General features: G+C 69.3%; 19 protein-coding genes. 11 read left to right on the forward strand and 8 right to left on the reverse strand.

The genetic code is table 11. From position 1 onward, the window contains the following. Positions 1-146: 146 nt before the first annotated feature. Positions 147-2,090 (reverse strand): PhoX family protein, encoded by a 1,944-nt coding sequence (locus HWY37_RS24495; RefSeq protein ID WP_175211333.1) that lies wholly within the window; start codon positions 2,088-2,090, stop codon positions 147-149. Between the two features lie 195 nt (positions 2,091-2,285). On the opposite strand from HWY37_RS24495, the gene HWY37_RS24500 reads away from it, so the two are divergent. After that, positions 2,286-2,729 carry a type II secretion system protein N gene (locus HWY37_RS24500; protein WP_176090048.1) on the forward strand — a complete coding sequence of 148 codons (444 nt, stop codon included), beginning with the start codon at positions 2,286-2,288 and terminating at the stop codon, positions 2,727-2,729. 13 nt (positions 2,730-2,742) lie between these two features. On the opposite strand, the gene HWY37_RS24505 is transcribed toward HWY37_RS24500, so the two are convergent. Continuing rightward, positions 2,743-3,273: a DedA family protein gene (locus HWY37_RS24505; protein ID WP_175211828.1), complete on the reverse strand. Its 531-nt coding sequence runs from the start codon at positions 3,271-3,273 to the stop codon at positions 2,743-2,745. A gap of 169 nt (positions 3,274-3,442) precedes the next feature. Here HWY37_RS24505 and gspG point away from each other — a divergent pair, with 169 nt between their 5' ends. The 8 genes from gspG to gspN are packed head-to-tail and all read left to right on the forward strand — an operon-like array spanning position 3,443 to position 8,610. Then, positions 3,443-3,871: a type II secretion system major pseudopilin GspG gene (gspG, locus tag HWY37_RS24510; RefSeq protein ID WP_063642578.1), complete on the forward strand. Its 429-nt coding sequence runs from the start codon at positions 3,443-3,445 to the stop codon at positions 3,869-3,871. Further along, positions 3,843-4,331, forward strand: a complete 489-nt coding sequence (gspH, locus tag HWY37_RS24515) for a type II secretion system minor pseudopilin GspH (RefSeq protein ID WP_175211830.1) — start codon at positions 3,843-3,845, stop codon at positions 4,329-4,331. Before gspG ends, gspH begins: the two co-directional genes overlap by 29 nt. Next, positions 4,318-4,719, forward strand: a complete 402-nt coding sequence (gspI, locus tag HWY37_RS24520; RefSeq protein ID WP_175211832.1) for a type II secretion system minor pseudopilin GspI — start codon at positions 4,318-4,320, stop codon at positions 4,717-4,719. Before gspH ends, gspI begins: the two co-directional genes overlap by 14 nt. A 2-nt stretch (positions 4,720-4,721) precedes the next feature. Next, complete coding sequence (locus HWY37_RS24525) at positions 4,722-5,327, forward strand: PulJ/GspJ family protein (protein ID WP_176090049.1); 606 nt, start codon at positions 4,722-4,724, stop codon at positions 5,325-5,327. After that, positions 5,324-6,283, forward strand: coding sequence for a type II secretion system minor pseudopilin GspK (gene gspK / locus HWY37_RS24530; RefSeq protein WP_176090050.1), 960 nt, complete (start codon positions 5,324-5,326; stop codon positions 6,281-6,283). The genes HWY37_RS24525 and gspK overlap by 4 nt, the downstream gene beginning before the upstream one ends. Then, a complete protein-coding gene (gene gspL / locus HWY37_RS24535) occupies positions 6,262-7,272 on the forward strand; it encodes a type II secretion system protein GspL (RefSeq protein WP_176090051.1) in 1,011 nt (336 codons plus the stop codon). Before gspK ends, gspL begins: the two co-directional genes overlap by 22 nt. Further along, on the forward strand, positions 7,269-7,856 hold the full coding sequence (gene gspM / locus HWY37_RS24540; RefSeq protein ID WP_175211287.1) for a type II secretion system protein GspM: 588 nt from the start codon (positions 7,269-7,271) through the stop codon (positions 7,854-7,856). Before gspL ends, gspM begins: the two co-directional genes overlap by 4 nt. A gap of 1 nt (position 7,857) precedes the next feature. Further along, positions 7,858-8,610 (forward strand): type II secretion system protein N, encoded by a 753-nt coding sequence (gspN, locus tag HWY37_RS24545; RefSeq protein WP_175211288.1) that lies wholly within the window; start codon positions 7,858-7,860, stop codon positions 8,608-8,610. Between the two features lie 41 nt (positions 8,611-8,651). On the opposite strand, the gene gspE is transcribed toward gspN, so the two are convergent. After that, positions 8,652-10,079: a type II secretion system ATPase GspE gene (gspE, locus tag HWY37_RS24550; protein ID WP_175211290.1), complete on the reverse strand. Its 1,428-nt coding sequence runs from the start codon at positions 10,077-10,079 to the stop codon at positions 8,652-8,654. After that, positions 10,076-12,439, reverse strand: coding sequence for a type II secretion system secretin GspD (gene gspD / locus HWY37_RS24555; protein ID WP_176090052.1), 2,364 nt, complete (start codon positions 12,437-12,439; stop codon positions 10,076-10,078). Before gspD ends, gspE begins: the two co-directional genes overlap by 4 nt. Before the next feature lie 176 nt (positions 12,440-12,615). Between gspD and gspF the strand changes: the two genes are divergently transcribed. Then, positions 12,616-13,821, forward strand: a complete 1,206-nt coding sequence (gspF, locus tag HWY37_RS24560; RefSeq protein WP_175211294.1) for a type II secretion system inner membrane protein GspF — start codon at positions 12,616-12,618, stop codon at positions 13,819-13,821. Between the two features lie 222 nt (positions 13,822-14,043). Here the strand turns inward: gspF and HWY37_RS24565 are convergent, their stop codons facing one another. The 3 genes from HWY37_RS24565 to HWY37_RS24575 form a co-directional block, all read right to left on the reverse strand. After that, positions 14,044-14,382, reverse strand: a complete 339-nt coding sequence (locus tag HWY37_RS24565; protein ID WP_013393295.1) for a P-II family nitrogen regulator — start codon at positions 14,380-14,382, stop codon at positions 14,044-14,046. 129 nt (positions 14,383-14,511) lie between these two features. Then, positions 14,512-16,569 (reverse strand): NAD(+) synthase, encoded by a 2,058-nt coding sequence (locus HWY37_RS24570; RefSeq protein WP_176090053.1) that lies wholly within the window; start codon positions 16,567-16,569, stop codon positions 14,512-14,514. Between the two features lie 156 nt (positions 16,570-16,725). Beyond that, the gene (locus HWY37_RS24575) at positions 16,726-18,075 is read right to left on the reverse strand and encodes a mechanosensitive ion channel family protein (protein WP_175211298.1); all 1,350 of its coding nucleotides are present in this window, start codon (positions 18,073-18,075) and stop codon (positions 16,726-16,728) included. A gap of 126 nt (positions 18,076-18,201) precedes the next feature. On the opposite strand from HWY37_RS24575, the gene argH reads away from it, so the two are divergent. Beyond that, positions 18,202-19,620: an argininosuccinate lyase gene (argH, locus tag HWY37_RS24580; protein ID WP_175211300.1), complete on the forward strand. Its 1,419-nt coding sequence runs from the start codon at positions 18,202-18,204 to the stop codon at positions 19,618-19,620. 89 nt (positions 19,621-19,709) lie between these two features. Here argH and HWY37_RS24585 read toward each other — a convergent pair whose 3' ends face one another. Then, positions 19,710-20,129, reverse strand: a complete 420-nt coding sequence (locus HWY37_RS24585) for a type II toxin-antitoxin system HicB family antitoxin (RefSeq protein ID WP_175211302.1) — start codon at positions 20,127-20,129, stop codon at positions 19,710-19,712. Positions 20,130-20,153 lie beyond the last annotated feature (24 nt).

Consider the following 20,153-nt stretch of genomic DNA (forward strand, 5'->3'; position numbering starts at 1 on the left):
AACCCTGATCGACGGATCAGGATTCTTTTGCGCGCAAACGCAATACAACAGGCATCCGGGATGCCCTTGCGCAAAAAAACGGCTTCCCGAAGGAAGCCGCCCCGCAACGCGGAACTTGCAGGCAGGCCGCCAGGGCCCGCGGGCGCTCAGGCGCCGATCTTGACACCGGTCAGGTAGCCCACCGATGCGCCGAAGCCGTCCTTGTAGTTGGCCTTGACCAGGGGTTCCAGCGTGGGACGCACCACCGAGTGCACGCTGGTCCAGTCGGCCGCGTGCTGGAAGTTGCTGGTGATGTAGGTCCAGCCGTTGATCTCGTCCACCGCCTGCAGGCCGGTGGATTCCGCGGCCACCGGGCACGACAGCACGCGCGACATCTGCTTGGTGTCGACGTTGTAGGCCCACAGGAAGTTGTTGACGTGGCCGCCGCTGTCCTCGCCGACGAACAGCGTGCGCAGCTTCTCCGAGAACTTGAGGTTGTCGGGGTTGGAGATCTTGTCGGCGGCGTGGGTGTTGCCCAGCGCGTCGCGCGCCGCCAGCACCTGGCCGACCAGTTCCGGCACCGCGGCCATGTCGACCGGCACCCAGGCGCTGTCGATAGCCTTGCCGTCGGTGTCGACCTGGCCTTCCTTCATGTGCAGCTGGTAGACCGCGCCGGCCGCCGGGCCTTCCACCTTGAAGCCGGGCGACAGGCCGTCGGTCATGGAGCTGTCGACGCGGGACATCGCGCTGTACGCGATCTTGTCCTTGGCGTTGACGGTGGTGCCTTCCATCTTGGAGAAGGCCAGCGTGCCGCCCACCATGGCGGCATAGCGATGGGTTTCCAGGAAGGCGGCGGCCACGTTGCGGCCGGGTTGCAGCTTGACCCAGTTGTCCTTGCCCGAGTAGCGGATCTTGGTGAAGGCGGCGTCCAGCGGATCGGCCGTGCGCACGTCCATGATGTCGGCGGCGGTCAGTTGATCGGCCAGCGCCTTCACTTCGGCGCTGGTGGCGTGGCCCAGCTTGATCCAGGTCAGGTTGCCCGCGCCCGGGCCCGTGCCCGAGGTCTGCGCCCACTTGGCGACGTACAGCGTGCCGGCGGACAGGTCGGCCTTGCGGTCGGCCACGAACATGAACAGGCCGCCGTTGGTGGCGTCGTCGCCCATCAGCGCGGTGCGCTGGTCGGGCATGACCTGCACCAGCTCGTGCGAAATGCGGCCCATGCAGTAGTGCTTCTTGATGGTGCCCGTGCCGTCGGGGTTCACGGTCACTTCCGGCATGTGGCCGTAGTGGTAGGGGTTGGCGCGGGCCGGATCGCCGTAGACGTTCTGGCTATAGGTCTGGAACGACTTGGACGCCTTGGCCGTGGTCGCGTCCGGCTCGTACTCTTCGCTGGACAGGTGGGTGTTCCACGGCGACAGGCTGGCGCCACAGGTGATCCACAGGCCGTGCACGGAAGAGGTGTCCACGGTGTGGTACTTGACCAGGCTGAGCTTGCCCGTGTTGGGATCCTGCGACAGCGTCAGCACCGCGATCTGCGACGGCAGCAGGCCATACATGTCGTTGCCCGCCTGGTCCATCGACTGGTATTCGAACTGCACCACCGCATACAGCGCATTGCCGGCCACGCCCGCCACCTTGGTCGGCTCCGACAGCGACAGCAGCGACATGCCGTCCGGACAGTTGGAGAAGAACTGGCGCGCCTTGCCGGCCACCGAGTTGTCGATGATGGGCGCGCCGGCCAGGTTGAAATAGCCGCCCGCGACCACGGTGCCGCCCTTGCCGTCCGGCACGGCGTCGCCCGTCATGAAGAACGGCTCGTAGCCCAGCTCGACGCTGCGCTTGGAGCCGTCGCTGAACACCAGTTCCAGCGCCGAGCCCACGGTGGTGCGCGCCATCAGCGCCGGCTGCGACAGCGAGGGCGCGGCCATGGACGTGAACGAGGCCGACTTGAACGTGACCGGCGCGACGGGCGGCGCGCTGTCGTCGTCATCGTCGCTGGAATTACAGCCGGCTAGCAGCGCGGTCAGGCTGATGCCGCCGATCGGCAGCATCGGCGCGCCTCCCAGCATTTTCAGGAGTCGGCGGCGATTGGCTTGGTTCTGGTCTTGCATGCGGGTAGTCCCTGTTGGGTAGGATGGATGCCCGGCCTTGCAAGCCGGACCTGAGCGCATGCTAGACACGGGTCATGTAAGCACGATGACAGCGGCGGGTGTGGCAATTGAAAGACACCCGCATACTGATCGCGAGCCTGTCATGAAAGCCCGCTATAGTCGGCCGCGTCGCAACCCGTCCCGCATCCGCGTTCCATGCCTCTGTCCCTGCGCCCGAACTTGCCCGCCGCGCCCGCCGTGTTCCGCATCCTTGCCGTGCTGGCCCTGGCCGCCGGCGTGGGCGTGTGGGCCTCGGTCCTGCTGGCGCCCAAGCCCGGCCCCCTGCCCCCGGCGGTGTCGGCCGCCGCGCCGCGCGCGGCCGACAACACGCCGGTGGCCCTGTGGTTCGGCAAGGACGAAGCGATGCGCACGCAGATCACCGTGCTGGGCGTGATCGCCGCCGGCCCCGACGGCGCCGCCGTGCTGAGCGTCGACGGCGGCCCGCCGCAGGCCTGGCGCGCGGGCGGCGAGGTGGCTACGGGCATCGTGCTGCGCGAGGTCGCGGCGGACTCGGTGACGGTGGAACAGGCCGGGCGCCCGAGCCGCCTGCCGGCTCCGGCCGCTCCGCCCGCGCCCGCGGGCATCTCGCGCGAAAAGTGAGGTTCGCGGCGGTTCAGCCGCCGTTGAATAGCGCAATGCCCGCCCAGCCGGGTAGCAACAAGGCCCCGGCCCAGACAAAGGCCGACCCCCAGTTGGCGATCTGGAACGGCACGGCGCGCATGCCGAACATGCCGGTCAGCATGGGCACGGTCGCGCGCAGCGGCCCAAAGAAGCGGCACAGCACCACGCTCAGGACGCCCCAGCGGTCGACGAACGCCGCCGTGCGTATGATCAGCGCCGGCCTGCGGCGCAGCGGCGCCCATTGCAACAGCGCGGGGCCGGCCCTTATCCCCGTCACGTACGCGACCCAGTCGCCCAGCGCCGCGCCTATGGATATCGCCAGCCAGACGTAGACGCCTTGGCCCACCCCCGCCCCCAGCAACGCCCCGACCGACACCAGCAGCGCGGTGCCCGGCACGAACAGGGCCACCAGCGGCAGCGACTTCAGGAAGGCGAAGACGAAGCCGACGGCCGGCAGCCAGTCCTCGTGGGCGCGGGCGTAGTCCAGCAACTGGTCGATGAAGGAGCCGAAGAAGGAAAGCATGTGAGCGGCGGGAAAGGAAACGGCCTGCCGGCGACCATAGCATGGCGGCGCGCCCGGGTTCCTCGCGCCTTGGTCCCAGCCCCGCGTGTTTGCCGGCGGCGTGAGTATTGCTGTCATATTTCATGTCCACAATCCTCCGCTTCTACTTATGTAAGACCGGAGTCGTAAAGTGCGTCAGCTACCGCGCGGGCTTGCCCGCCAGCAGGGTTTCACCCTCATCGAGATCATGGTGGTGATTGTGATCATGGGGATACTTGCGGCGCTGATCGTCCCCCGCGTGCTGGACCGCCCCGACCAGGCCCGCCAGGTGGCCGCGCGCCAGGACATCGCGGGCATCATGCAGGCGCTGAAGCTGTACCGCCTGGACAACGGCCGCTACCCGACCACGGCCCAGGGCCTGCGCGCGCTGGTGCAAAAGCCCGAAGGCGTCAACAACTGGCGCGGCTACCTGGACAAGCTGCCCAACGATCCCTGGGGCCATCCCTACCAATACCTGAGCCCAGGCGTCAAAGGCGATATCGATGTGTTCTCGTTCGGCGCCGACAACAAGCCCGGGGGAGAAAACGGCGATGCCGACATCGGTTCCTGGGAACTCTGAACGCGGCTTCACGCTGGTCGAAGTCCTGGTGGTGCTGGTGATCGTGGCGATCGCGGCCAGCATGGTGAGCCTGTCCGTCGGCCGCGGCGACAACCGCCTGCGCGGCGACGCCCAGCGCCTGGCCGACGCCTTCACCGTGGCGCAGAGCGAGGCCCGCAGCGACGGCCGCCCCATCCGCTGGCTCGCCAGCGGCCAGGGCTGGTCCTTCGAGCGCCAGGGACGGCTGCCGGGCCTGAGCGCCGAGGAAGACCGGCCCCTGCCCCTGGACAGGATGGAACGCGACGAAGTGCTGCGCCCGCAATCCTGGACGGCCGCTCCGGTCGAGCTGCGGCTCGACCCGGACCGGCCGCTGGTGTTCAACACGGAATGGGTCGCCGCGCCCGTCACGCTGACGCTGCGCGCGGGAGATTCCCGCGTCACCCTGCTGCGCGATGCCGCGGGCCGCTATGAGATCCGCTGAACCGCCGCGCCGGCCCGGTCGCGAACGCGGGTTCACGCTGATCGAGGTGCTGGTGGCCCTGGCCATCATCGCCGTCGCCATGGGCGCCGCGCTGCGCGCCACCGGCGTCATGGCCGAGAACAACCGCGCGCTGCAGGACAAGACGCTGGCGCTGCTGGCCGCGCAGAACGCGCTGGCGCAGCTGCGGCTGGAGCCGGCCCTGCCGCGCGCCGGCACGCGCAGCGAGGCCTGTCCGCAAGGCGGCCGCGCGCTGCAATGCGAACTGGAGTTTACGAATTCAATGAACCGCAGCTTCCGCCAGGTCTCCATCAAGGTGCGCGACGCCGGCGCCCCGCAAGCGGGCGCCGTGCTGCTGCAGCTGGACGGCCTTCTGTCCAGCCTGCGATAGCCATGCGCCGCCCTCTCCGAAGCCAGGCCGGCTTCACGCTGATCGAAGTGCTGGTGGCCCTGGCGCTGATGGCGCTCGTCAGCCTGATGGCCTGGCGCGGCCTGGCCAACGTGTCCGGCGCGCGCGAACGGATCGAGGAGCAGGCCGAGGACATCGACGCCATCGTCCGCACGCTGGGCCAGATGGCGCGCGATGTCGAACTGTCCTACAGCGGCCCGGCCTTCGAGCCCGCCGGCCTGGACGCCGTGGCCTATACCAGCGGCCTGCGCCTGCTGCGCCGCGCCAGCGGCGGCCCGGTCTTCGAGATCCTGCGTCCCGACCCGGACGGCAATGGCCTGTGGCAGCGCGTGCAATGGCAGGTGCGCAAGGACGGCCTGTGGCGCGCCAGCGGACCGCCGGCGGCGCGCAGTCCGCTGCCCGCCGCCAGCGAGGGCGTCCTGCTGCTGCCCGGCACGCGGACCCTGAAGCTGCGCGCCTGGGTGCCGGGCGCCGGCTGGGTCGACGCCGACGCCAGCCTGTCCGCCGCGCCCGCCGGCCTGGAAATCGTGCTGGAACGCGGCGCAGCCAACGCGCCGCAGCGCTACACCCGCGTGCTGGAGCTGCCATGAACGCGCCCCGCCGCTCCCGGAGCGAACGCGGCGCCGCCGTCGTCAGCGCGCTCATCATCGTCGCCATCGTCGCCGCCCTGACCACCGGCCTGTTCCAGCGCCAGACCGCCAGCACGCGGCGCGTGGAAAACGAAATGGCGCGGGTCCAGGCCCGCGCCATGCTGGCGGGCGGCATCGACTGGGCCCGGCTGATCGTGCGCGACCACGGCCGGCGCGAACCCACCACGCGCGGCGACCAGATCTGGGCCACGCCGGTACTGGACACGCGCATCGAGCGGCCCGGCGACGATCGAGTCGCCGTCTTCTCGGGCCGGGTGCAGGACGAGCAAGGCAAGTACAACCTGTACAACCTGGCCACTAACGGCGTGCCGCAGCCGGAGCAGGAACTGGTGCTGCGCCGGTTGCTGGGCGCCTTGCAGCTGCCGGACACGCTGGCCCCGCGCATCGCCGAGGTGATGGCGGCCGCGCAGCCGCCGGCGCCGCCGGCCGACGCGCCCTCGGCCCCCTCCGCGCCGCAGCGGCAGTCCGCGCCCCAGGCGCGCGCGCCCCTGCCGCGCGGGGTGGACGAAGTGGCCGTCTTGCTGGCGTTGGACCCGGCGGTGCGCAATGAATTGCGCCGCACGATGACGGTGCTGCCCGTGGCCACCAGCGTCAACGTCAATACCGCCCCTGCCGAGGTGCTGGCGGCGCTGGCACCCGGCCTGTCGCTGAGCCAGGCGCGCTCCATGGCCGGCGAGCGCGACCGCGGCAACTGGTTCAACAATTCCGGCGACTTCGCCAACCGCCTGGCCGGCGCCGGCGTCAAGGCGCCGCCGCCCGCCGTGGTCACCACCAGCGGCTGGTTCCTGGCCAGCGGCGCCGTGGCCTACGAGCGCGCGCGGATCTCGATGCAGGCGCTGCTGCGCAGCTCGCCGCCGGCCGCTCCCGACACGATATGGACGAGAGAAATCCCTTGAAGAACACCTTGCGCATCGCGCTGCCGCCCCTGGACGAGCTCAGCGCCGACTCACCCCTGCCCTACGCCTGGTTCGACCGGCGCGGCCGCTGCGCGCGCCAGGGCGAACTGACGCTGCAGGCCATGGGCCATGCCTATCCCCAGGCCGCCTGCGAAGCCGTGCTGCATCCGTCCGACGTGATCGCGACCAGCGTGCAGATCCCGGCCGTCGCGCGCGCCCGCTACGCCGCCGCGGTCCACAGCGCGCTGGAGCCGCTGGTGCTCAGCGACCTGGACTCCCTGGCCATCGGCCACGGCCCGCGCGGCGCCGACGGCTCGGTGCCGCTGGCCTGGGCCGCGCGCGAACCCGTGCGCCGCGCCTGGAGCCTGCTGAACGCTCAGGGCTTGCGGGCGCACGCGCTGATCGCGCCGCAGACCCTGGGCGCCGACATCGCGGCGCCGCTGCGCGATCCCGGCGACCCGCGCTGGCAGGCGCCCACGCCATCCTGGTCTCTGGCCATGCCCCAACTCGCGCCGGCCCGCGTCTCGGCCTGGCGCCCGGTCTGGCGCTGGGCTGCGGCCGCGGCCTTGGTCTGGATCGCCGGCCTGAACCTGTATGCCTCGCAGCTGCAATCCGAGGCGGACGCCTTGCGCAACGGCATGCGCACGCAGGTGCTGGCGGCCTTTCCCGACCTACCCGTGGTGCTGGACCCGCCGCGACAGGCGCAACAAGGGCTGGACGCGCTGCAGGCGAACCGCGGCGCCGCCAATGCCGCCGACTTCCTGCCGTTGGCCCGCGCCGCAGCCCAGGCCCTGCCCTTCGCCGCCGACAAGGTGGCGCGTCTGGGCTATGCCGACCAGGCGCTGACCCTGCAACTGGCCGACGCGGGCGAACAGTCGCAGCGCGTCGCCGAAACGCCGGCGCTGATCCAGCAAGCCGCTGCCCTGGGCCTGAAGCTCGAACGCGGCGACAACGACAACACCTGGCGCATCCTGCGCGCTCAACCATGAAACTCCCGCAATCCCTGCATGCCGCCAGGCAATCCCTGGCCAAGACCCTGGGCCCGGCGCTGGCGCGCGCCGGTCAACGCTATCAGGCGCTGGCGCCGCGCGAACGGCGGCTGGTCGCCGCGGCCGGACTGCTGCTGGGCACGGCGCTGGTCTACGTCAGCCTGATCGAACCGCCCTTGAACGCGTTGCGCAAGCTGCAATCCGAGCTGCCCGCTCTGCGCGGCCAGGCCGCGACGGTCGCCGACCTGACCGCGCAAGCCACTGCGCTGCGGCGCAAGTCCGCCGCCCCTGCCGGCGCCATGCCCGAGCAAGCCGACATCGCGGCCTCGCTGGAACGCGCCGGTTTGCCCGCGGACCAGTGGACCCTGGACGCCGCCGAGAGCGGCGCCGAGCTGCGACTGACGCTGAAGCAGGCGCCGTCCTCGGCGCTGCTGCGATGGCTGGACGGCGCGGCGCGCGACTGGAGCCTGGCCGTCAAACAGGTGGACCTGAGCCGCGCCGCCAACGTCAACGGACGGCCGCTGCCCGGACTGGTCAACGGCAAGATCACCCTGGCGGCGCCGCAAGCGGCGCAACGGAGCTGACATGCCAGGCCTGCGCCCTTCCAAACGTTCCCTCGCGCTGCTGCTGGCCGGCACGCTCTGCGCCGCCGCCGCGGGCGCCGCCGCCCTGCCCGCGCGCTGGCTGCTTGCCTTCCTGCCGGAGAAATCGCCGGTCACGCTGGCCGACGCCAGCGGCACCCTGTGGCGCGGCAGCGCCTGGATCGCCCTCGGCCCGCCCGAAGCCCGTCGCATGCTGCCGCAGCCCGTGCAATGGCAGTGGCGCTGGGACACGCTATCGCTGGAAATCTCCCACCCCTGGCTGCAAGGCCCCTTGCGCGCGCGCCCCGGCTGGAACGGCTTGGCCGTGCCGGCGCAATCGCTGCGCGCGCCGGCCTCCGTGCTGGCCGCCCTGGGCGCGCCCTGGAACACCATCGCGCCCCAGGGCACGCTGGAGATCAACTGGCAGCCGCTGCGCCTGGGCGGCGCCCTGCCCGCCGGCCCCCTGGCCGAACTGCGCTGGCGCAACGCCAGCACCGCGCTAGCCCCGGTCGCCCCGGTGGGCAGCTATCTGCTGCGGGTGCAAGGCGGAAAGTCCGGCGCCACGCTGGCCCTGAGCACGGAAAGCGGCCTCCTGGACGTGACCGGCAAAGGCAGCGCCGGCGGCCGCGGCGGCCTGAGCTTCCAGGGCCAGGCCACCTACGCGCAGTCCGCCCGCGAAGCCGATCGCGCGGCGCTGGATGGATTGCTCTCGGCGCTGGGCAGGCGCTCGGGGGATGTCGTGACGTTCGGGACCTAGCCCGCGCCACGCCCCCCGCAAGGGGATGCGCGGCTTCCGGCCTAGGCGTCGCGCGTCACCCGCAGGATTTCTTCCGGCGAGGTCTGCCCGCCATCTACCCAGCGCTGTCCGTCCTCGCGCATGGTGCGCATGCCGGCCGCCGCCGCCGCGCGCCGCAGCTCGCGTTCGTCGCGCCCTTCGTGGATCAGCCGGCGCGCCTCGTCGTCCACCGTGAACAGTTCGTGGATGCCCGACCGGCCGCTGTAGCCGGTGTGGTTGCAGGCGTCGCAGCCTACCGGATGGAACACCCGCGCGCCGTCCTGCATGGCCGGTTTCTTGCAGGCCGGGCACAGCTTGCGCACCAGGCGCTGCGCCAACACGCCCAGCAGCGACGAAGCCAGCAGGAAAGGCTCCACGCCCATGTCGGTGAGCCGCGTCACGGCCGACACCGAGTCGTTGGTGTGCAGCGTGGCCAGCACCAAATGGCCCGTGAGCGAAGCCTGCACCGCGATCTGCGCGGTTTCCAGGTCGCGGATTTCGCCGATCATGATGACGTCGGGGTCCTGCCGCAGGATGGCGCGCAGGGCCAGCGCGAAGCTCATGTCGATCTTGGCGTTGACCTGCGTCTGGCTGATGCCGGCCAGGTCGTATTCGATCGGATCCTCGACTGTCAGGATGTTGCTGGTGGAGGCGTCCAGGCGGCTCAACGCCGCGTACAGTGTGGTGGTCTTGCCGCTGCCCGTCGGGCCGGTCACCAGCACGATGCCGTGCGGCTGACGGATCAGGCGGTCCAGCTGCCCCAGCACGCCAGGGGCCATGCCCAGCTTCTCCAGCTGCAGGCGGCCTGCCTCCTTGTCCAGCAGGCGCAGCACGGCGCGCTCGCCGTGGCCGGTGGGCAAGGTGGAGACACGCACGTCTATCGGCCGTCCGCCCACCCGCAGCGCGATGCGGCCGTCCTGCGGCAGGCGTTTTTCGGCGATGTCCAGGTGCGCCATGATCTTGATGCGCGAGATCAGCGCGGCGTGCAGCGCCTTGCGCGGCGACACCACGTCGCGCAAGGTGCCGTCCACGCGGTAGCGCACCACCGAGTGGGTCTCGAAGGGTTCGATATGGATATCGCTGGCGCCGTCGCGCGCGGCCTGGGCGAACAGCGCGTTGATCATGCGGATGACGGGCGCGTCGTCCTGGGCCTCCAGCAGGTCCGCCACCTCGGGCATGTCCTGCATCAGGCGGTCCAGGTCGATCTCGTTCTCGGCCACGCCCATGACCGAAGCGGCGTCCTCGGAATGGCTGTAGGCCGCCGTCAGCAAGGTTTCCAGCGCCTCGTCCTCGATCTGCGCCAGCTCGATGTCGCCGTGGCAGCGGCGGATCTCGCGAACGGCCCATTCCGGCGTGCGCGGGCTGACGGTCAGGCGCGCCTGACCGCCGCGCAGCGACAGCACCGCGCGCTGCGCGCGGGCCCAGGCATAAGGCAGGGGATGCGCGCTCATAGCAGTGTGTCGGGGTCCACGGCCACGCTGTGCATCAGCCTCTGCGACACGCGGATCGCGTCGGACCCGCCGCTCGTCTGCGCCATGCCCGGATACTGCCGCACCGCGAAGGACTGCGCCGTCACGGGCGCCGGACGGCGCAGCGTCTCGTCCTGGTGCTCGGGCCGCAGGTCATAGGCATTGTTGGACACCGACGGCGCGGAGCCCGGCGCCGGCAGCATCGGCGCCTGCATGTCGGGCAGCGCCCAGTGCTGGCCCGGCTGCACCACGCCCTGGGCGCGGCGCATGTAGTCGTAGCGGTCCATGGTGACGCTGGCGCTGCGGTTCGCGTCGCGCACCACGTAGGGGCGCAGGAACACCATCAGGTTGGTCTTGGTGCGCTTGCGCGAATCGTAGCGGAACAGCGAACCGATCACGGGCAGCGAGCCCAAGAGAGGCACGCTGTTGGTGGTGAGCGTCACGTTGTCCTCCAGCAGGCCGCCCAGCACGATGATCTGACCATCGTCGATCAGCACGCTGGTGTCGATGGCGCGCTTGTTGGTCACGATGCCCGTGGTGGCATTGGAACGGCTTTCGTCGATGCTGCTGACTTCCTGGTAGATGTCCAGCTTGACCGAGCCGCCTTCGGAAATCTGCGGACGGATGTTGAGCTTCAGGCCCACGTCTTCGCGCTCGATGGTCTGGAACGGGTTGGTGCTGCCGTTGCTGCCCGAGGTCACGTATTGCCCCGTCACGAAGGGCACAGTCTTGCCCACCAGGATGCTGGCCGACTGGTTGTCCAGGGTCAGCAGATTGGGCGTGGACAGGATGTTGGCTTCGCCGGTGTTCTCCATCGCGCGCGCCAGCACACCCAGGTTGATCACCTTGTTGCCCAGCACGTCGACGGTGCCCTTGACCACGCCCACGCTCAGGCCGCCGCCCAGCGCGTCGATGGTGGTCGGCCCCTTGCCGGTGATGCCGCTGCCGCCAAGGTTGGTGCCGCCGATGAAGCTGGTGCCGTTGCTGTTGATGTTGCCTGCGCCCGTCATCCACTGGATGCCGAACTCCGCCGCCTTGGCCTCGCTGACTTCCACGATCAGGCTTTCCACCAGCACCTGCGCGCGACGCTGGTCGAGCTGGTCGATGACCTCGCGCAGGCTGCGGTACAGCGGCTCCGGCGCCGAGATGATGAGCGAGTTGGTGGCCGGGTCCGCCTGGATGGTGGCGCCGCCTGCCGAATACGACACCGCCTGCGAGCTGTTGTCCTCGCGCGTGATGCGTTCCTGGTCGCCCGACATGCCGCCCTTGGCGGAGCCGGCCATGCCCTGCCCCGCCATGCCGGCGCTGGTCGAGACGCTCTGCGCGCGCGCTGCAGCCTGCGCGCCCGCAGCGCCGCCTGCGCCGCTGGCGCCGCCCGTGGCTCCAGGCGCGGAATTCGCCTGGCCGGTCAGCAGTCCGCCCAATACCTCGGCGATGCGAGTGGCCTGCGCATTGCGCATGTAGACCACGTGCAGGTTGCCGGCGCGGTTCTGCTGCGCGTCCAGCTTCATGATCAGGTCGCGCGCCAGCCGCGTGCGCGCCGGGCTGCCCGAGCGCACCAGCACGCTGTTGCTGCGCGGATCGGCCACCACGGCGATGCGCTGCGTGGGGTCGCTGCTTTGCGTGTCCAGCAGCTGCGAGGCCAGGATGGCGAGGTCGCTCGCGATGGCCGAGCGCACCGGAACCACGTCGGTGTCGATCGAACTTGGGACGTCGATGCGCGCGATGACCTGCGCGATCCGCTCCAGGTTGTCGGCGTAGTCCGTGACCACCAGCGTGTTGTTGCCGGGATAGGCGTTGATCGGGTTGTTCGGCGGCACCATGGGGCGCAGCACCGGCACCAGGTTGGCGGCGTTCTCGTACTTCAGCGGGAACACGCGGGTCAGCATTTCGCCGCTGTTGCCGCTGCCCTTGGCGAAGGCCGACACGGGCACCGGCGCGCGCCCCGCGCCGCCGGCCGGCGCCTGCTGCGGACGCGGATTGCCCGCCACCGCGCTGCCTTGCAGCTTGGCGTCGGCCTCCGGCACCACACGTGTCACGCCGTCGACGTCGACGATGGCAAAGCCCTGCATGCGCAGCGCGCCCGTCAGCATCGACAGGGCTTGCGCGCTATCCACCGGGCGGTCCGACACCAGGGTGAGCTTGCCCTTGACGCGCGGGTCCACCAGGAAGTTGCGCTGCGTGAACAGCGACAGCGCGCGCAGCACCGCGGGGATGTCGGTTTCGACGAAATTCAGGCTGACGCGATTGTCGGCCTGTTGAGCGTGAACCGTGCTAGCCGCGGGTCCGAGCTGGCTTGCGGCGAGCAGTACCGCAAGGCTGAATTGCGCAATGTGACGCATGACGGGATAGGTGCCTGAAACGTGAAATCGTGTGAAAAAACGTGAAAGCGCGTCGGAGTATACGGGGTGACAGTGCAACACTACGGTCATAATCCGCAGGCATCGTATCGGCCTGGAAACCCTTTAAATTCGGGGCTTTGCGCGTTTTCGACATGCGTGGGGCCCTTGCCTTGCCGATGCCTTCCTTCCGATACGAAGCCACCGACGCGTTGGGCAAGATCGTGCGCGGCACGATCGACGCCGACAGCGAACGCGGCGCCCGCAACCAGCTGCGCGGCCGCGGCCTGCTGCCGCTGTCCACCTCGCTGGCGGCGCGCGCCGAAGGACTCGGCGCCGCGCTGCGCACGCGCCTGTCGGATGCAGACCTGGCCTGGCTGACTCGTCAGCTGGCCAGCCTGCTGGCTGCCAGCCTGCCGCTGGACGCGGCCTTGAGCGCCACGCTGGAACAAGCCGAGAAAAAGCACATCGCCGCGACGCTGGGCAGCGTGCGCGACGACGTGCGCGCCGGCCACAAGCTGTCCGCCGCGCTGGCCGCGCGGCCGCGCGATTTCCCGGAGATCTACCGCGCGCTGATTGGCGCCGGCGAGGAGTCCGGCGACCTGGCGCAAGTGATGGAGAAGCTGGCCGACTACATCGAGGAGCGCAACGCCTTGCGCAGCAAGGTGCTGACGGCATTCATCTATCCCGCAGTCGTGGCCTGCGTGTCGGTAATCATCGTGATCTTCCTGCTGGGCTATGTGGTGCCGCAGGTGGTGTCCGCATTCAGCCAGGCCAAGCAGGAACTGCCGATGCTGACGCGGATCATGCTGGCCTTGTCGGACTATGTGCGCGAGTGGGGCCTGGTCACCGGCGTGGCGCTGGCGCTGGCGATCGCACTGTGGCGCTACGCGCTGCGCGCGCCGGCCGCAAGGCGCGCCTGGCATGCGCGCGTGCTGCGGCTGCCGCTGGCGGGACGCTTCGTGCTGGGCGTGAACGCGGCGCGCTTCGCTTCCACGCTGGCGATTCTCTCAGGCAGCGGCGTGGCCCTGCTGACGGCGCTGGAAGCGGCGCGGCGCACGCTGGGCAACGACGTGCTGCGCCAGGCGGTGGACGAAGCCTCCGCCCGCGTGCGCGAAGGCGCATCGCTGTCGGCCTCGCTGGGCGCACAAAAGGTATTCCCGTCGCTGCTGGTGCACCTGATCGCCAGCGGCGAAAAAACCGGCCGCCTGCCCGAACTGCTGGACCGCGGCGCGCAGAACCTGTCGCGCGACCTGGAACGGCGCGCCATGGCCATGACCGCGCTGCTGGAGCCGGCGCTGATACTACTGATGGGTGGGTTCGTGCTGCTGATCGTGCTAGCGGTGATGAGCCCGATCCTGGAGATGAATCAGCTGATTCGATAGAGAGGGCTGCTCCGCCTTGGGACGGCCCGGCGGAGAAATGGACCCCCACGCGGCGCGCACTTCGTGCGCTTGCTGCCCCCCGAGGGGGCTGCCCGCCTTGGGGCGGCCCGGCGGCGGGCATGGACCCCCACGCGGCGCGCACTTCGTGCGCTTGCTGCCGCCCGCAGGGCCTGCCCCGTATCAGGGCGGCCCCGCGGCGGGAGTAGATTCAACAGGCGCCGATCACAGCGCCTCTTCGTCGCTTTCGCCCGTGCGGATGCGGATGGCCTGTTCGACCGGGGTCACGAAGATCTTGCCGTCGCCGATCTTGCCGGTGCGGGCGGCCTTGACGACGGCCTCGATGGCGGCTTCGACCTGGCTGTCGGGCAGAACGACTTCAACGCGGATCTTGGGCAGGAAGTCGACCACGTATTCGGCGCCGCGGTAGAGCTCGGTGTGGCCTTTCTGGCGGCCGAAACCCTTCACTTCGGTAACGGTCAAGCCGCTGACGCCGACTTCGGCCAGCGCTTCGCGGACTTCGTCGAGCTTGAAGGGTTTGATGATGGCGGTGACTTGTTTCACGTTGGTCGTCCTGGGGTTTCGATCTGTTGCGGCGCCCGGTCGCGGCAAGGCGGCCGGGCGCGTTGGGTAAGAGAATAACACCCGCCAGAGGGCCCAAATACCGGGTTCCCCCTTGGCGGGAAATCCCGGTCAGGCTTCGTCCGGAATGCGCTCGGCGTCGCGCAGCCACACCACCGATTCGGAATCGCTGGGCGCGCGCCAGTCGCCGCGCGGCGACAGCGAGCCGCCGGAGCCGACCTTGGGCGCGTTGGGCACGCAGGTGCGCTTGAACTGGCTGAGCCGGAAGAAGCGGTCCAGGAAGATCTTCAGGTTGCGCTTGATGGCGGCCAGGCCGTACTGGTTGCGGACCACGTGCCCGCCCTCGGGCCAGGCGCCCGTCTCGCGGTCGCCCCAGGCGGCCAGCGCCAGGAAGGCGACCTTGGTGGGCGCGAAGCCATAGCGCAGCGTGTAGTACAGGTTGAAATCCTGCAGCTCGTAGGGGCCGATGGAATCCTCGCTCTTCTGCACCGGCTTGTCGTCCGCGCCGCCCGGCACCAGTTCGGGGCTGACGTCGGTGCCCAGCACGTCCAGCAGCACTTGCGCGCCCTCTTCACCCAGACGGCCGGATTCGGCCACCCAGCGCACCAGGTGCGTGATGAGGGTCTTGGGCACGCTGGCGTTGACGCTGTAGTGCGACATATGGTCGCCCACGCCGTAGGTGCACCAGCCCAGCGCCAGTTCGCTCAGGTCGCCGGTGCCGATGACGATGCCGTTGTTGAAGTTGGCGATGCGGAACAGATGGTTGGTGCGTTCGCCGGCCTGCACGTTCTCGAAGGTGATGTCGTAGACCGGCTTGCCGTCCGCATAGGGATGGCCCAGGTCCTTGAGCATCTGCAGGCAGCTGGGGCGGATGTCGATCTCGGAGGCCGTGCAGCCCACCACCGCCATCAGGCGGCGCGCCTGCTGCAGCGTGCGCGTGCTGGTGGCGAAGCCCGGCATGGTGACGGCCAGGATGTTCGAGCGCGGCAGCCCCAGGGCGTCCATGGCCTCGGCGCAGACCAGCAGCGCATGGGTGGAGTCCAATCCGCCGGAAATGCCGATGACCACCTTGGACATGCCGCTGGCGGCCAGGCGCTGGGTCAGCGCCTGGACCTGGATGTTGTAGACCTCCTTGCAGCGCGCGTCGCGGCGCCGCGGATCGGCCGGCACATAGGGGAAACGCGCCACGCGCCGCTCCAGCGGCAGCTCGGCATCCTCCAGCGGCGGATTCACGGGAACCATCACGCTGCGGAACTTGCGCACCTCGTCCTGGTGGCGGCGGACCGACTGGCCGAAGGTGGTCTGGCGCATGCGCTCGCGCGACAGGCGTTCCAGGTCCACGTCCGAGAACAGCAGATGGGAATGGCCCAGGAAGCGTTCGGACTCGCCCAGCAATTCGCCGTTTTCGTAGACCAGCGCCTGACCGTCCCAGGCCATGTCGGTGGAAGACTCGCCCCGCCCGGCCGAGGTGTACATATAGGCCGACAGGCAGCGAGCCGACTGTTGCGCCACCAGCTGGTGGCGGTATTCGGACTTGCCCACCACGATGTTGGAAGCCGACAGGTTCACCAGCACCGTGGCGCCGGCCAGCGCGGCGAAGGAGGACGGCGGGATGGGCACCCAGACGTCCTCGCAGATTTCGACGTGGAACTGGAACAGCGGCAGCTTTTCCATCTGGAACAGCAGTTCCGAGCCGAACGGCACGGTCTGTCCCAGCAGGCTGATCTCGGCGGCCACGGCGCAATCCCCGGCGCTGAACTGGCGCGCTTCGTAGAATTCGCCGTAGTTGGGCAGGTAGCTCTTGGGCACCACGCCCAGCACCCGGCCGGCGGCGGCGACCACGGCGCAATTGAACAGCTGGTGGGCCACGCGCAGCGGCGCGCCGACGATCACGGCGATGTCCATCTCGGCCGTCGCCGCCACCACCTGGGCAAGCGCGGCCTCGCATTCGTCCAGCAGGGCTTTCTGGTGGAACAGGTCGTCGCAGGTATAGGCGGACAGGCCCAGCTCGGGGAACGCCGCCAGCACCGCGCCGCCCTGGGCGGCCTGCTGCGCCAGCGCGATGGTCTGCGCGGCATTGAACGCGGGGTCCGCGACCCTGCATTCGGGCACGCCGACCGCCACCCGGGCAAAGCCGTGGGAATACAGGTTGAAGAACGGGTTCGACATCGGGTCTATCGCCAGGGATTTCAACGCCTGGATTATCTCACGGGGCCACCCGCGCCCCGCCGGCGGATCGGCCCCTGGCGCCCCCGCGCCAACTGAGGGATTCCGGATCGCGCCGGCCTAGGGCCTGTGCAAGGCTCGATTTAGCGTGAACAGGCCCTAGCGCGGCATCTTGGCGTCCGTCAGCCCGCGCTCGGCCGGCGCGGCCAGGCCCGGGCGGCCGCCCTCGACGGCCAGCGCGGCCTGCAGCGCGCCTTCGCGCAGATGCGTGCCCATCGCGCCGATATCGGCGCCGGACGGCTGCTGGTACAGGCGCAGGCCCAGTTCGGGCAGGATGGCCAGCAGATGGTCGAAGATGTCGCCCTGGATGCGTTCGTACTCCACCCAGGCGGTCACCGCGGTAAAGCAGTAGACCTCGACCGGAATGCCCTCGGACGTGGGCTCCATCATGCGCACCATCATCGCCATGTCCTGGCGGACCTCGGGATTCTGCTTCAGGTAGGCCAGCGCATAGGCCCGCAAGGTGCCGATATTGGTCAGGCGGCGGCGGTTGGCCGGCACGCTGGCCAGCTCGCCCATGGTCTGGTTGGCCTGGGCGATGTCGTGGGTCTTGGCCTGCAGGTAGTCGTGCAGCAGGCGGAACCGCATCAGCCGCTGCGCTTCATCCTCGTTCAGGAAACGCACGCTGGCGGCGTCGATGCGGATCGTGCGCTTGATGCGCCGGCCGCCCGACTCGAACATGTGGCGGTAGTTGCGGTAGCTTTCCGAGAACAGCTTGTAGGTCGGCACCGTGGTGACGGTGTTGTCCCAGTTCTGCACCTTGACCGTGTGCAGGGCGATGTCCTTGACGAAGCCGTCGGCGTTGGACTGCGGCATCTCGATCCAGTCGCCGATGCGCAGCATGTCATTGCTGGTCAGCTGGGTGCTGGCCACCAGCGACAGCAGCGTGTCCTTGAATACCAGCAGCAGCACGGCCGACAGCGCGCCCAGGCCGGAGATCATCCAGAGCGGCGAACGGTCGATCAGGATGGAAAGCACCAAAACAGTGCATACCGCCATCAGGATCAGCTTGCCGATCTGGATGTAGCCCTTGATGGAACGGGTTTGCGCGCGCGTCGTGGCCGAATAGGTGTCCTGCCAGGCGCTCAGCACCCCGGAAAACGCCACGAACACGCAGATCCAGGCGCCGGCGTGCGCCAGCCTGCCGACGATGGTCACCGCCCGCTCGACGTGCGGCACCAGGCCTATGCCCATCGACACCACCGCGAACGGCACGGCGTACCAGAGGTTCTGGTAGGCGCGGCGGCGCTGCAGGGCCTTGTCCCAGTCGCCGCGGCCGCTCAGCACCAGCACGCGGTGCGCCAGCAGCAGCACGACCCGCGCCACGACCCACTGGACGAACAGCGCCGTCAGGATCAGCGCGGCGATCCCGATCAGCGTCTGTGCCCAGGCCTCGCGCGGCAGATGGGTGTCCAATTGGGTGACCAGTTCTTCCCATTCCAGGGGCATAGGCTCTATTCCTGCTCTAAGTTCTTGAAACTAATCCAGGATTATCCGACAAAGGCCCTTCTGGATGGTTCTCTCCGCCCGCGGCCGGCGTCCGGCGCCGCGCCAGGCTTTATAATCCCGCCCATCATGGCAAACACTCCCTCCCCCGATCAAAACCAGTTCGCCAACAAGGCGCAGGCCTGGTCCGCCCGGTTCTCCGAACCGGTTTCCGAACTCGTCAAGCGCTATACGGCGTCCGTGGATTTCGACAAGCGCCTGGCGCGCTACGACATCCAGGGTTCGCTGGCGCACGCGGACATGCTGGCCGCCCAGGGCATCATCGGCGCCCAGGACCTGGCCGACATCCAGCGCGGCATGACGCAGATCCTGTCCGAAATCGACGCCGGCAGCTTCCAGTGGCTGCTCGACCTCGAAGACGTGCACCTGAACATCGAGAAGCGCCTGGTGGAACTGGTGGGCGACGCGGGCAAGCGCCTGCACACCGGCCGTTCGCGCAACGACCAGGTCGCCACCGACATCCGCCTGTGGCTGCGCGCCGAAATCGACAACCTGCTGGACCTGCTGCGCCAGCTGCGCCGCGCCCTGGCCACGGTGGCGCTGGACAACGCCGGCACCATCATGCCCGGCTTCACTCACCTGCAAGTGGCCCAGCCCGTCACCTTCGGCCATCACCTGATGGCCTACGCCGAAATGTTCGGCCGCGACGCCGAGCGCCTGGCCGACTGCCGCCGCCGCGTCAACCGCCTGCCGCTGGGCGCCGCCGCCCTGGCCGGCACGTCCTACCCGATCGACCGCGAACGCGTCGCCAAGACCCTGGGCTTTGACGGCGTGTGCCGCAATTCGCTGGACGCCGTGTCCGACCGCGACTTCGCCATCGAATTCTGCGCCGCTGGCGCGCTGATCATGACGCACGTCTCGCGCCTGTCCGAAGAGCTGGTGCTCTGGATGAGCCCGCGCGTGGGCTTCATCGACCTGGCCGACCGCTTCTGCACCGGCAGCTCGATCATGCCGCAGAAAAAGAACCCCGACGTGCCCGAGCTGGCCCGCGGCAAGACCGGCCGCGTCAACGGCCACCTGGTCGCCCTGCTGACCCTGATGAAGGGCCAGCCCCTGGCCTATAACAAGGACAACCAGGAAGACAAGGAAGGCCTGTTCGACACCGTCGACACCGTGCGCGACACGCTGACGATCTTCGCGGACATGGCCGGCGGCATCAAGGTCAAGGCCGACAACATGCGCGCCGCCGCCCTGCAAGGCTTCGCCACCGCCACCGACCTGGCCGACTACCTGGTCAAGCGCGGCGTGCCCTTCCGCGACGCCCACGAAGTGGTGGCCCACGCGGTCCGCGACTGCGAACAGCGCGGCTGCGACCTGGCCGACCTGTCGCTGGACGAACTCAAGGCCTACCACGCCAGCATCGGCGACGACGTGCACCAGGTACTGACCCTGGAAGGCTCCGTCGCGGCCCGCAAGCACGTGGGCGGCACCGCCCCCGAGCGCGTGGCCGAGGAAGCCAAGCGCGTGCTGCAGGAAACGGCGGAATAAAGCCGGAGTTCCTCTGATGCAAGACCATCGGCCCCGAGAAATCGGGGCCGATTTTCATTGGAGCGTGGGGCTGGCAGAAGCCGCCTGTCTCACGCGATCGAAACGTCCAGACGGCGGCCCAGCTGCCCAAGCGCGGATTCGACTTGCTCGATCCGGGATGCGTGCCGCACGTTCAGCAGGCGATCCACTTGCGGCATGTGCACGCCCATGCGCCGCGCCAACTCCGCCTTGCGCACGCCCTGAAGAATCATCTCGTTCGACAGAAAGACCTTGCTGGTGACCAAGGCCGGCAAGGTCACCGATGCCTGGCCCTTGGCAGGTTCAGACGGCATGGGAATCGGGCGGCGCGCCTCGAAGTAAATCTCCAACGCAGCCTCGAGCGCCTCTTCGGCGTTGACCGCCGCTTCCTCGGCGTCGTGCCCCACGGTGAGCGCTTCGGGAATATCGGGAAAGCGAACCAGCCAGGTGTCGTTGGTGTCGCGAGTCAGGGTATAGGGATAGGTCAGCATTCAGGCCTCCCGTTAGATGAATAT

Origin of the sequence: Achromobacter anxifer, assembly GCF_903652925.1 — a bacterium.
Taxonomy (GTDB): domain Bacteria; phylum Pseudomonadota; class Gammaproteobacteria; order Burkholderiales; family Burkholderiaceae_B; genus Achromobacter; species Achromobacter anxifer.